This is a genomic window from Pantoea sp. Ae19-2 (assembly GCF_059801205.1).
On the sequence record NZ_JBCHWE010000001.1, the window covers coordinates 3,321,729 to 3,335,466 of the forward strand.

General features: G+C 43.7%; 9 protein-coding genes and 1 pseudogene. 4 read left to right on the plus strand and 6 right to left on the minus strand.

Features of this window, described 5'->3' with window-relative positions:
- Positions 1–75: 75 nt before the first annotated feature.
- The 3 genes from AAIE03_RS15350 to AAIE03_RS15360 all read right to left on the minus strand — a co-directional run bounded on the left by AAIE03_RS15350 (position 76) and on the right by AAIE03_RS15360 (position 2,998).
- On the minus strand, positions 76–1,074 hold the full coding sequence (locus tag AAIE03_RS15350) for a LysR family transcriptional regulator (protein WP_064373134.1): 999 nt from the start codon (positions 1,072–1,074) through the stop codon (positions 76–78).
- A gap of 100 nt (positions 1,075–1,174) precedes the next feature.
- On the minus strand, positions 1,175–1,858 hold the full coding sequence (locus AAIE03_RS15355) for a Crp/Fnr family transcriptional regulator (RefSeq protein ID WP_105078965.1): 684 nt from the start codon (positions 1,856–1,858) through the stop codon (positions 1,175–1,177).
- A gap of 183 nt (positions 1,859–2,041) precedes the next feature.
- Positions 2,042–2,998 carry a SphA family protein gene (locus AAIE03_RS15360; protein WP_024472353.1) on the minus strand — a complete coding sequence of 319 codons (957 nt, stop codon included), beginning with the start codon at positions 2,996–2,998 and terminating at the stop codon, positions 2,042–2,044.
- Positions 2,999–3,535: 537 nt separating this feature from the next.
- Here AAIE03_RS15360 and AAIE03_RS15365 point away from each other — a divergent pair.
- Together AAIE03_RS15365 and AAIE03_RS15370 are read left to right on the plus strand one after the other, a co-directional pair.
- A complete protein-coding gene (locus AAIE03_RS15365) occupies positions 3,536–3,862 on the plus strand; it encodes a SymE family type I addiction module toxin (RefSeq protein ID WP_240678527.1) in 327 nt (108 codons plus the stop codon).
- Positions 3,863–3,937: 75 nt separating this feature from the next.
- The gene (locus AAIE03_RS15370) at positions 3,938–4,735 is read left to right on the plus strand and encodes a phosphotransferase family protein (RefSeq protein WP_164886576.1); all 798 of its coding nucleotides are present in this window, start codon (positions 3,938–3,940) and stop codon (positions 4,733–4,735) included.
- Between the two features lie 138 nt (positions 4,736–4,873).
- Here AAIE03_RS15370 and AAIE03_RS15375 read toward each other — a convergent pair whose 3' ends face one another.
- Both AAIE03_RS15375 and AAIE03_RS15380 read right to left on the minus strand, forming a co-directional pair.
- Positions 4,874–5,515, minus strand: a complete 642-nt coding sequence (locus tag AAIE03_RS15375) for an HNH endonuclease (protein ID WP_105078962.1) — start codon at positions 5,513–5,515, stop codon at positions 4,874–4,876.
- Between the two features lie 426 nt (positions 5,516–5,941).
- Positions 5,942–9,463, minus strand: coding sequence for an AAA domain-containing protein (locus AAIE03_RS15380; RefSeq protein ID WP_128392346.1), 3,522 nt, complete (start codon positions 9,461–9,463; stop codon positions 5,942–5,944).
- Positions 9,464–10,004: 541 nt separating this feature from the next.
- Between AAIE03_RS15380 and AAIE03_RS15385 the strand changes: the two genes are divergently transcribed.
- The gene (locus tag AAIE03_RS15385) at positions 10,005–10,379 is read left to right on the plus strand and encodes a DUF6232 family protein (RefSeq protein WP_029570941.1); all 375 of its coding nucleotides are present in this window, start codon (positions 10,005–10,007) and stop codon (positions 10,377–10,379) included.
- A gap of 48 nt (positions 10,380–10,427) precedes the next feature.
- On the opposite strand, the pseudogene AAIE03_RS15390 reads toward AAIE03_RS15385, so the two are convergent.
- Positions 10,428–10,616 (minus strand): annotated as a pseudogene (locus tag AAIE03_RS15390) (IS3 family transposase); the annotation flags it as partial.
- 203 nt (positions 10,617–10,819) lie between these two features.
- Here AAIE03_RS15390 and AAIE03_RS15395 point away from each other — a divergent pair.
- Positions 10,820–13,117: an AAA family ATPase gene (locus AAIE03_RS15395; protein WP_029570940.1), complete on the plus strand. Its 2,298-nt coding sequence runs from the start codon at positions 10,820–10,822 to the stop codon at positions 13,115–13,117.
- Positions 13,118–13,738: the final 621 nt, after the last annotated feature.

Sequence of the window (13,738 nt, forward strand, 5' to 3'; positions counted from 1 at the left end):
CAACAGGTTTTTTGGGTTTGAAGACTATAAATAAAAAGTGCATTTGCAAATATGAAAAGAGGCACCGGCGATTTTTCAGGATTTCTTCTCGCGCATTTTCTGAAAGGTATCGGTGTGTTGTTCAATCAAAAAATGTTTAAAAGAAGATACGCATTCGGTTATTTGGCTGCGGGCCGGATAATAGAGGTTTAATAACCACTTCGATGTTTGCATCTCCTTAAAAAGGCAGGTGAGTTTTTCACTGCGAATATCACGCTGGACAACATACTCCGGCAGGTAGGCAATGCCGGCCCCTGAAAGCACCGATTTTCGTAACAGCGTGCTGTCACAGACCTCAAGCGATTTGGGAATTTTGAAAAAGTGACGTTCGTTATTGATCTCGTAAGCCCAGTCGTTGCTGCCGGTCAGCGAGCTGGCGAACAGACAGCGATGATGCACCAGCTCCGACGGATGCTGCGGCGTGCCGTTCATCAGTAAGTATTGCGGTGAGGCGACGGTCACGAACGGCTCGGCGATCAGATTACGCTTCACCAGCGGAAGCTCCTGATCCTGGGGATGGCTAAAGGCGTTGACGGCGCCGATGATGATATCGTGATCTTTCCAGTTCTGAATACCGAAGGCTGAGACATGAACGGCGATATTCACCTGACGGTTACCGGCCAGATAGTTAGCGACGATGGGCATCAGATATTGTTCGGCATAGACCGGCGTACAGCAGATACGAATCGTTCCCCGACGCTGGGTGGAAAAATGCGTTAGCTCATTTTTGAGCTGACTGACTTTCTCACCGATTAAACAGAAATTGCGATACAGATAATCACCGGCATCGGTCAGCGGCATGGCTTTGTTGTTGCGCCGATAAAGCGGGCAGCCAATTTCTTTTTCCAGATCGGACAGCCAGCGCGATCCAGAGGAAATGGAGATTCCCATTCGCTCTGCCGCCGATGAAATGGAACCGGTAGTAACCAGATTCACGAAGAACATCATTCTGGTCATGATATGCGGATCTGAAAGGGTGACATCCTGCGGCAGGACGGGGGCGGACGCCTCGCTACGATAGTCTTCACTGTACATAGTCGGTTTCTCGCTTCAGATTGGCCTGGATTTATCCTGGCAGCTAACCTGATGAGCAAATGGCAAGCATTCACATTTGCCGCGCGCCACGGTTCACAATTTACACAATCTCTCGGTTGGCAACCTGCCGCAGCCCATCCAGATCCAGCACTTCGATATTGCCGTAGTGAAGCGCCACCATCTGGCGCTGCGCGAAATGTCTGAGTGTTTTGGCAACAAAAGGACGTGACAGGCGCAGGCATTCGGCCATGAACTGCATCGTGAAAGGAATGTGGCGTTCGCGACAGGGGCCGCTTTGTCCCTCTTCACAATCCACCAGAAAAGCCGCCACACAGGCTTCCCTGGAGGCCACTTTATGTGTGTACAGCACCCGATCCAGATCGTGAAGTCGCTCGGTAAGTGAATCAACCACCTGCATTTTGAATTCATCAAACTGGGCCAGCAGCTGCGTGGCGCAGGCGCGCGGAAGAAGCAGTAATTCCACATCGGTCATGGCGATGAAGTTACGATCTAACGGCGTGTGCTTCCAGACGAAGTCAAACAGGATCATGCGGCCGACCGGAACGTGGGTGAGCAGCGTCTGGTTGCCGTTAGCGTGGTGAACATTCGCGAACAGATGGCCTTTTAACGTCCAGGCTATCGCCTCAACGTCGGCGCCCTGATGAAACACGATGCTGCCGGCTTTTTCGCTACGAATACGCGACTGGCGCAGTAAAGCCTGCTGAAGCGCCTGAGGAAAGGCGTTCCAGCCGGGGATCATCATTATGGCTTCTTCGGCGAGCATAAACGCTCCTGTCTGAGGGGGAGAGGAACAATTGTCAGCAAACGGAACGGGGTTTTTAAGCCGGGAATAGACAAGATGTGATAGCTATCAAAGAGAGCCGTCAGGAGCAGGAAGCACTTTTTCTTTCTGCTCCTGACGCGCTGAGGTATCACGCCGGGTGATGACGTGAGGGAGTAACCCCGGCTACAGCGGCATCGACATCCCGATATGGAAAAAGGTCATTCCGGCATCGTTTTCGCTATGCAAATTAAACAACAGTCGGCTGGTAACAGTTACGCCGCTAAAGTCATAACTTATCATTGGACCGGCTTTGATGTGCTCGACGCGCTTACCGGTGGAGTAGATCCCCTCCACGGCCTGTACCGTTCTGCCGTTTACCTTGTCGTCAGTCACCTGCTTCGTCCAGTTGCCGATAAGCCCCGCCGTGAGGTTGTTGCTGATGCGATGGGTGGCGGTAACGTCCATGTACCAGGTACTGCCGGAGCGGTAGTCGGTTTCGCTGTTTCTCGTGTTGAAGTCAAAAATATTATTGAGCGTAATGCCCCAGTCATCGGTCAGATAGCTGATGGCGATATTGGGTTCAAACGACCAGTAATCCCAGGCGACATTATCGCCGGAGGTCTCTTTTTGACCGGTTACCGCATTGCGGGTATAGGCCGTTTTGCCATCCGGTAAATAGATGGCTAACCCGGCGCCGATGTGGAAATTGTTATGGAGATCCCAGGAGAGCGCGAGGGGCGTAATGCTGGTTCCCATCAGGCCATTGGTGTGGTCAGTGGTGTGCTGGCCTGTATTTTTCACCTGAATAAATTTATAGGGCTGTACCACCATCGCCGCATAGCGCGCGCCGAAAAGTTCCCAGCCAGGAACCCATGTGGCAGACATTACCAGCCCGACGTTGGAGAGCTTATTTTTCCCTCCGGCGATTTTCGCCGTATCACCGCTGCCGTTTCGCACAACGCCGGTTTCATAGGTGGATGTCATTGACAGATACAGCCCGTCGGGCGGAAGCGCGCCTGTATGGGTACCGGTGGTGGCGCCGGGCTGTAACGGCGTTAATCCTTCGGCAGCAAAGAGTGGGCAAGGAACAACCAGAGAAGCGGTAAGGGCCAGGGTAAGAGGTAGCGTTCTGATTTTCATTTTAATCGTCCATTTTATGACCAGTGCCGGAACGATTAAAAGCAAAAATCACGCGACCTGGAATAGCATAAATAAGAACGTCTTTTCGGAATTTGCAAAAGCAGTTGGAAATGTTAATCCGTGCTGCTTTTAAGCCTTGATGCCTGCAACGCTGCTGCAAAACCTGTAGGGGCCACGACTGTTTTCACCGCAGGATGTGAGAGGATTTTGGGGGCGAGGTTTGGTGACGCGGAGAAAGTCCCGGAGGCGCTTTAGACTAGGGCAACAGCACAACGGATTAACGCTGAGGACGCGTGAAATGGTCGGATATTTCCCCCTTCTTTTCGCCATTATCAGAATTTAGATCTGCGACGAAAACTGATGGATTCCGTTGAGATTTGCATCGAATTTCTGCGTACGCTTTCGCAGTTTGCTTTTTTCACTCTCGCTGCGTTTTTGCCTGCCTGATTAAATGTTCCGGTCATTTAGCGCGATACGAATGTGTTGCCCCACATCCGCATCGCTGATCACAATCACTATTTACGGAGAATAGTCATCATGACTGCCATCAATTCTATTTCAGGTCAGATTGAAGCTAAAGATCAAACCTATACCCAGCGCTATGCAACCGTGGGTTATGTGACCCGCACTCCAGATTACCGCCGCATTCCGGCGATTACCCTGAAAGGCTGTTGGTTGAAAACAGCGGGTTTTTCCATTGGGGTGCAACTGGATGTGAAAGTGACCTGGGGGCGGATCATCATCAGCGTTAAGCCCCGGGACGTGATCAACGGGACGCGGGTGAGAACGATTGAGGAACTGGCGTCACTGCCTGTGCATATTAGAAAGCGGGTGATGAAGGCGATTGGCTTGACTGACTGGTAGGGGTTGATGGGGCTTGCTCCTGCGGAGGTGGGGGCAGGCTGGGTCTTTAACGTTAAGAGTAAATGCAGAGTTACTATGACCGACGCCGATATAGCGAAAATGGGTAGTGCCCGCGTAAAACGACTTGCGGATGAAGATGGTAAGCCCTGTGCCATTGAGAAAGAGCCGGTAAGTGAGGTGGAATATGCTTTCTATCACAATGCCGCTCCCCTTCTGGCCCAGCTTGGCATTCTGACGCCCGTGGTGAAATCAGCCTGCTACGAACAACGAAAGCTCGTACTCGAATATATTCCTGAACCCATCCAACAAGACGCTGTTATGAGCGATGCGTTCCTGTCCGTGCTTGCGCGATTACACTTAATCGAGCCTGATTCCTCATGGACGTTCAGCACACATCAGTGGGATGAGGCAGCACTTGAAGGCTGCCTCGCTCTGCTTCGCCTGCCTGCTCAGGCGGAACGGCAGTTTCGGGCAATGCAGAAGCACAGCAATGTTCTTTTTGAACCGCATTGCGTGTTCTCCGGTGATACCAATGCAGGTAACTGGGGAAAGAGAGAGAATGGCGAACTGGTGCTGTTCGACTGGGAACGCTTTGGCCTGGGTAACCCAGCGATAGATTTAGCGCCTTTGGTCAAAGGGATGGGCGGAGAAGAAGACTTTCGAGTGTTAGCAAGACGCTATTGTCAGTTGAATAGCAGGTTTAATGCGGATGTGCTGGCGAAAGAGATCGCCCTTGCTAAAACGTGGATTGTGAATGAAGTGGTGCTGATATTGAATGCGCGGAGGAAGCCGGAACTGGCGCAGTATTTGGGATGGTACTGGGAGGTGCTGCCTGAGTGGGTTAAAAATATGTGTTTTATCATTAAGCAATGACTTTATTTTTTGAAATCAAATAAATGAGAGTCCATCCATCTAATAAATGCAACTCTCAAAATAAGAATAATCCTTAGATAAAAATTAGACAATAACTCATTATCAAACCCAAGAGTAAAATGAATAATAATTTTCAAATTAATTTTTAAAAATCATATCCTTGATCTCCTCTGGTGTAAATGGTGGATTTTTACGGTGTAGCATTGCATGACAGTTTGGACAAACGGGAATAAGGTCTTTAATGGGATCAGGAGAATGCTCTTTTTTTATTTTAGAAAGCGGTTTGAGATGATGAACATGGATAAATTCTTTAGCAATATCACCATAGATCTTTGACAAATCAATTTGGCATACTTTGCATTGATGACCATGATAAGCAACGGCGGCGCTGCGGGCTTTTGGATCGCGTTCATATCGATTGACCATTACTTGCATTACAGCACCCTCAACATATTGAGATTCATTGGGTACTTCATCTGGAAAAAGAAAATCCTGAACAGGTAAAACATAATTTTTATCTTGAATGATTTTAAATCCTTGCTTTATCAATAACCTTACGCATTTTGAGTTAATACCACCCGAGAAATCTTGAGGCGTAAAACTCTTGCCGGTCATTAGTGATGCAGCTATTCCAGCAATGGCTTTTGAAGGATAACGACGTCCCTCAAACTCAAGTTCATAAAGTCGAGCTTCTTTGAAGCGATGTAAAAACCCTTCATCATAAGCCTTAATAGCTTTAATAATAAATTCGTATGGTAGATCATCAGGGAATTCGTTCATTTAAAAACATCCTTATAGTCATAGAACAAGCCATCATTTGATGAACGTTAATAATATTGTTCACGATAACATCCTCACCTAATGCTGTTCAGTTAAGTAAGACTGTTTAAAAAGTCTTCATCTACTATTTAATAAAGCAGTCTACTTTAAAATTCATAATTGCAAGGAACCATATAACCTCATAATCTAATCGCGCAAAACACATAAGTTATCATTTAAAAAAAATAACAAAATCAATATCATGGGCAAAAAGAATAGTTATAAATACTACAACAGATAATGCAATATAATTTCACACACACCTAGAAACACTACACCCCCCTCAGAACAACAGGCACATAAAGAAATTTCAATAAGTTATGAGCGCCGTTCTGAAACTGACAGAACGGCAACAGATACAATAATAATAAAAAACATGCCCTACATTTACTCCAGTAAACGTTGCTCCAAATTGGAATAAATGATCTTAATTTCATTTTTTAAAGCATCACCGACATATACCATTGATGTGTCGTAACGTTTGAAGTTCTTATCACGAGATGCACTGAACCAGTTGAATGAACCGACACACAAGAGCTCTTCATCACCAATGACCACTTTACTGTGTATGCGGTCAACAAGTCTGGTTGATATACCGAGTTCTTCTAGCTTTCCAAGAGCTTCATCAAGGCGCTGCCGTTTTTCTATCCGCTGTTCATAACTGGAAGCCTGGGTATTGAAACTCTTGTCCGTCACGACTGTGATATCAATTCCGCGAGAAAGAGCATGTTTCATTGATGCCAGAAATCCGGTTTCTTCCAGCTTATGCCAGATTAACCAAGGAGAAACAATCGTGATGCTCTTCCCAATTGAGTCAAACGTCTGGTTGAGAAAGGCATCATGCTCTTCTGCCCCGTGTAGGGTAGATATCTGTGTTTGAGCAGTGCTCAAATCTGGGCGTTTTTTGAACTCAAACTGCAGCGCATTATTTGCGGACGCAAACAGGTATTTCGCCAGTAATCCTCTGGGCGAAGAGCCCGGCTGGATCTCGAAGAGGTCCATATCCCCGAAGACCAGGAAACTGTCCTTAGCACGGGAAACGGCAACGTTCAACATGCTGCTTTCCTTATCGATAAATTCGCCATCTTCGTGCTTGGAATACACCGGTGAAAAAAGCACGATGGGTCGCTCCGCCCCCTGTAAGGCGTGCACAGTTCCAACCGTCAGGGAATTTTCATCACCACTACAATTAATATCGAGGTCACGTAATGATGACTTTATAGCATTAACCTGTGCAGAAAATGGCGTCACTACACCTACCACTTTATGTAACGGTTTTCCGTAATGCGCCTCGATTTCCACTTTGTGAGCCGAAAGCCAGGCCGCTATCGTTTCAGCCTCAAAGGCGTTATAGCGACTTCCGCCATTTCCCTTTACACCTTTGCCATCGATGTGGAGATAACCCATCGCAGGAAAAATCGTTTCTTCTTCCTCGCCTCGTTTTGGCTGTAACTTACCGTGATAACAAAGAGCGTTACAGTAACCAATAATATTGTTGAAGCAACGGCGATGCTCATACAGGTACATTCCGCGGGCAAAGTCAGGATCGTACTTATAGCGTGAGTTAAACTGAGCCACTTTCATAACACTGCCTGATGCAGCACTTTTTCCTGACTCACTCATCAAGATATAGGCTTCAGTAATCTCCTCTTGCGTACTGCCGTGAAGGATATTCTCCTCCATCATGTTACCTATATCGATGCCTGGTAGGCTGTTCCAGATAGGCGCGATTTGTTCAGTATCACCAATTACCAAGGCTTTTTTCGCCAGTGCGAAAGACGCTGCGGCAACCTCAGGGAGGACCTGCCCCGCTTCATCGACAATCAGCAAATCGGCAAAATTGTATAAATAGTTGTCGTCAAATTTCTTGTTGCCGCCTACAAATTCACTGGTCTTCATATGGCACGGCAACATGTAGCAAGTCATCACTACACAAGGCGTAAGTTTCATTCTACGCTGCCAGCGCGCCTTAACACTTTTTGCCCCAGAACGTTTTTTTTCTTTTTGAAGATTATCAATCCCGTCCATATCCATTAGCCAGCGGCCTTCCCAGTAATGGGTTGCCAGTAAGAACGCAGGGAAACGGATCCCTGTATCCGCTAGCTCATCCGCTTTGGACAAGGTCACTTCATTTGCATCTGAGTGCCCTAATGAATATGTCAGCTCACGCCAGCGCTGAGATGCTTCGCTTTCGCGTCTGGAGATGTCTTGGGCTAGTTCAATCTCCTTTTGGTAACCCGCCTGTTCTTTAGACGCTTGTGAAATTAAACCTTCTATAAATGCATCAATATCTTCAGGCAGTGCTCCCTCAAATGCCATCATCTTTGCGCCAAACGCCTCTTCTAAAAAGAGGTTCATTTGATAGTGACGTTTAGTGCGAACGACAGGCAGCCATGAGAAAAGCGCATATACCACGGACTCATTCGCACGATATTGCTGCCACTGCTTTTTACCTTGGTTCAAAAGCATGATTTCATTCGTGATGTTAAGCAGTAAAGCATTTTTATCTTGAATGTACTGGTCGAGATCTTCGCTGATGGCATCCCGCTCACGGCGAACTGCATTCAGCCTGTTCCATGCCGGCTCGATTTGCTTAAGCTGATGAGACATCTCAGCTAAACGATTATGTAAAAGCTCTATAACCAGCTCTGGAGAGCTACAGTCTTCGTTCGGAAACGCCGCTTTTGCCTTCTCCAGATAAAAAACTCGTGCGTCTTCAACATATTCGAGAGATTCAATACGATTAAAAAAATCTTCCGTCTGGTATTTTTTTACAGCGTCGGCTTTTTGAGTGGAAGACGGATAAAACGCGCCAAAGCTGGCCACGTCGGGTAACCAACGCCCCGTCATTGCCCCGGTACCAGAACAAAAATCTTTACCGAACGCTTCAATGATGTTGGTTACAGCCTGGTTATTGGTTGACGTAGCAATAACTACAGGCGGTTCACTTTTATTAAGCGCAGCCCTGGCCCATTCAGTAGCAATAATGGAAAGCACCAGCGTAGTCTTACCTGTTCCCGGGGGGCCATTCACAGCAAGCATATCGCCCGGTTGCTGAGTCAGGTAATGACTCAAAGCATCACGTTGTGCCACAGCCAGCGGAAATGTATCGCCAGAATGCCCAAGACGCTCGCTAAACATGGCGTTGTCAGGCAGAAGTGATTCTAATGGGGGCATTGCATTAGAGGCAAAGCGCGATAACAACGGCACTTCTTTTTTGCTCAGCAGTAGATGGTCATACATAGGCAGTATATGTATGCTTGCCCCGCCAACCCGGTTAGCTTTGATTACATAGCCATATTCAGCTAGTTCATATTGCTCGTGGGATTCAATCCATTCTTTAGCTACATTTTCAAGAAGTTCTTCTGACTCTTTACGATATTTTTCCCATAGGTTCTTGTATCGTTCATATCGCTTTTCACGCTGCTCATCCGTTTCTGCTTGGTGATCGTGCTTGTCATACCCGCCAAAGGTGGTTGAGTCATGTGTTGTTCTGTATTTGTCATATTGCGCCATCTCACCGATTGAAAATGTACCTTTGGGAAGTGGCTCAAGCAGGTCTCGCGGAATGGTAGTCGGCGCGTTGGGAAACAAAAAACCTTCTCGGTTCAGGAGAGCAGAAGTGACCAGTGGAGTAATAAACTCTGGTGCGCCTGCAGTCCGCTCTTTGCCGTGCTTTAACAAACGGATAAATACCTGAGGACGTAACAGCACCTCTACGATTTTAACGTCTTCAGCTTCATCCTCAAAAAACGCGCGGACTGTCTCATCCTTTAACCTTGCTGAATCAATGTTCGTCCATCTGGTGAATGGCTCTACATCCTTATTCGCAAAAGCACCTTTGCCCGACTCTGCATCAGCCAGAGAGTTACGCCAGTATGAAGTGAATCCTTTGGTGTTACTGTCCATCCCGCATCCCGCAACTTAAGTCAAATTATTGATTTGATAGATATAAACGCACCTTATGATTAAGCATTTTCCACGAAGTGAGCCCGAGTGCAATGATTTGTTTGTGCGACCAACTCCCCATTGTTTTAGACAGACAGTTATTAACTATTATTGCTAAAAGATTCACGAGCTGACTTGTATCCGCTTTGAGCGAACAGCAGGAATTTATGACTAATTACTAACTATTTTCATCATTATAAACAGCCCCTTTGCTGCATCGTAGTAGAGTGCCGCAGTGCTGATTCGTCTCTTATCGGCCAAAATCCGTGTTTTCATTGGTCAAAAAATCGCCAAAATCTAGAATGATAATTTCTTATCGACCAAGTAGCGATGCGCGCGAATAAACAGAAAGGTTTCCTGCCTTCATCTCGAGGCCAACGGCTAGAAGCATCACTTTTATCCTGAGATATTTGATACATGTTTAGTTAAAAAAATTAAAGTTAAGCAGTACTATGCCGTAAGTATTACCATGGGCAACCTCACACAGATTATGGGATTGAAAATGTCAGAAATAGAATTCTACAGAAACGGTAATGTTAGCATTAGTAATTCTCGTTTTATCGTTGGCACAACAACCTATGCCATGAACGGCGTAACTTCTGTTAAAAGGGGGCAAAATGAGCCTCCGAAAGCGGCTCCAATCGTTTTAGGTTTGATTGGGCTTATGATGGTTTTTGTTGCTTCGACCCTATTATTCAAAGGGATTGGGGTGCTTATCGTATTGGGTTGTATAGCTTGGCTTAAATCCTTAAAGACGGAATACCTCGTTTTTCTGAACAGTTCTTCCGGTGAATCTCAGGCTCTAGCTAGCACAGATAAAGAATACATTGACCAGGTTATTCACAATCTTAATGAAGCGATTATTCACCGTGGATAGCTATGTGGCCGGATGTGAACTGCCCCCACGCCTATAGAAAGTCTGTCCTCACGACAAGGCCTGTTTGAAGGCCTTCTGACTGACGCAGCCGGGATGACTCTGGCGACGGGCCCGCTTGTAGAACACTTCAATTTAATCGAAGATATCCGCCCGGGCCATATCCAGGGTTTTATATATGCGTTTCCCGATTCGTTCTTTTTTCAGCGAACTAAACAATGATTCGGCCACTGCATAGTCATGACCTGCGATAAAAGTCAAGGCTAATTTTTTGACAGGTCAAAACTAAGAGGTATAGAGAAGTAGGGAAACGGTCGTTTGTAGGCAGAGATCATCATCTTCCGCATAAAGTGATGGTAATCGCTACTGAAATTAGGGTAATTTTTCTTCACAAGCGAGTTTCAGAAAACTAACATTCATATAGTTACCTGGGGTTACTATAAATGATGCAACGTATTGAGTTTATCAAAGACTACGGAATTTTCAGGAATTATACAAAAATCGATGCAAAGGATTTCGGAAGGCTAAATCTTATATATGGTTGGAATGGTAGTGGAAAATCAACACTAACATCTTTATTTGAACAAATTGAAAACCATCAATTCATCAGATATCCTGAGTCAACATTTTCCATTAAAACAATTGACGGCTCAGTAATAAATAAAGAAAACATAGCTACAAACAACATAAACATTAAGGTGTTCAATCAAAGCTTTGTTAACAAAAACATTGACTGGAATAATTCAGTTAAAAGTATACTATTAATTGCTCAAGAAAAAATTGTTGAAAAGAAAAAACTAGAAGAACTAAAAAAATCCCTTGAAACTAAAAACAAAGAACATATAAAAAATCAAATAGATAATGAAAAACTCACATCTGACATTAAGAAATTTCTAACAGATGCAGCCAGAAGAACCAAGACCAGCCTTCAAGTAATTGACACTAGCGACTCTAGATTTTTGAGTTACAATAGAACAAAATTAGAAGCATTCATCAATTCAAATACAAATGAAATAAACAAAGACGGTGCAATACTTAATATTAATGAAGTTTCGAATTTAACTAAAGCAGCCAACCCTACACAGAAACCACAGATTGATATAATCGCTCCACATATAGAGCAAACATTACTTAAAAAAGCACAAGACAGGTTGAATGAACTTTTTAAGCAATCTATTACAAACAAGATCATTGAACACCTAAAAAACAACCAAACAACCCAGACTTGGGTTTTGCATGGCTTAGAAATAAATAAGGATAGTGAATATTGTGAATTTTGTGGCAGCAAAATATCTCAAGAAAGAATTGATGAACTTAATGCTCATTTCAATGACGAGTATAAGAAATTTTCAGAAACCCTAGATAGAGCTAAGTCATGGCTTCAAGATCAATTTATTGAAGTAATCAATGTTAATAATATAGATATCTATGATGAATATAAGGAAAAAATTAAAGATAGCGCATCCCTTTTAAAAAAAGAAGCTGAAAAAATAAATAATGAAATAAAAGAATGGAGTAAGCTTTTAGATGAGAAAATTAAAAACCCTTTTAATGTAAGCATGATCGCAATTGAGATAAAAGAAGACTTTTTTAAAGAGTTTAATAAGCAATCAGAAGAAATTAATACCTCAATAAAATTACACAATAAAAAAACTAGTGACTTTAAAAAAGAAACAACCAAGGTTAAATCTCAGCTTGAATCACATTATGCAGCATCAGAAGTTAAATCCTTTGACTACTTTAGGAAAATATCTAATCGTGATGATGAAATTAAAAATCTTGATAAATCATCAGAAGAATTAAAAAAGATTCGGGAAGAAATTAGAGTAATTGAAAACTCATTATCGAATGAGACAATTGCAGCAGACATATTCAACAAGCATTTGCATGGTTTTCTAGGTCGCTCTGAACTTAGCCTACAGTTTAATAAATCAAAGAATGGGTATGAAATACTAAGAGATAATAAAATAGGTCATGCGCCTAATCTAAGTGAAGGCGAGAAAACTGCAATTGCTTTGATTTACTTTATAACAAAACTTACTGAAAATGATAACAAAATTTCAGACAGCATACTTGTATTCGATGATCCTGTATCAAGTTTTGACTCTAACCACCTATTTCATTCATATTCCTTCATCAAAACATACTGCCATGAAGCCAAGCAACTCTTTCTTTTAACTCATAACTTTACTTTCTTCAAACTCGCTAGAGACTGGTTTAATACAAATAATAGAAACAGAAAAAATAAAGAAAAACCAGCTAATGCCTTTTTCTACACGATAGAGCCGAGCGCAGTAACGCCCCGTTCATCCTCACTCTGTAATGCAGATGCAAGCCTTATAGATTATAACTCAGAATATCATTATATATTTGAAACACTCTACAAACACAAAGAACACCCTAGATTAACCCGTGAACAAGCATTCTTCACAGCCAACCTTTCACGTAAATTATTAGAATCATTTCTAAATTTCAAATATCCAAAACATAGATCAGATCTATCACAGTTGATGGATGTAGCAGCAAAAGGGTGTGTGGCATTTGATGGACATAAGAAAGAAAAAGTTTATAGATTCATTAACAAATACTCACACAGTGCGGTGATCGAAATTAATGAAGACATTGCCGAGAACTTAATCGGAGAAGGAACGAATGTAATAGGTGATATTTTCTCTTGGATTGAAGAAATTGATAAAGTCCACCATGATGAAATGGTGAGCATTTGCCGCCCACAGGTATAGATTTTAACTTACTTCCTCCACTCACCATTTAATGAGTGGAGGAAGTATTATTAAATTTAGATTTTTATCCTTTTATCAGAATTGCATTATTATTAGCAAAAAAACCATCTTCAGAGTTAAACTTACATATCTGAGGCAACTCAATACGTGACCTGAAGTATCTATAGAAAGGTTTCAATTTACTAATTATCAAGGTGATAGCCAATGGGACATCTTAGCCCGTACAGTAAAGCAGAATTACGTCTCCAGTCCGGTTGTGGGAAAGCAATGGACGGTTATATCACTGCCAAGTGTGGCGACATCCAACCTGATATGGAAAGGCACATGTGCAGCGAGTGCAATAAACGTTGGAATGAAGCTGTTAAAAAGATGCACGAGAAAGAATAGCAGGAACGAATCTGAGGGGCTGAAAAGCCCCAATGCAACCCGCTCACCTAATTATATTGATAGCCAGCTCATAGCCGCCTCGTAAAAATGAGCCTCGCGAGATCTGTAGATTAAAGGATTGACCACATGCAAAAGAAGGTACGCATACCTATACCCGCCGACTTATCAGTATCTATTCTGTTTGAGTCAGATAAAACGTGTTGCGTTTGTAGAGATCCCGGCAAACCCATTCAG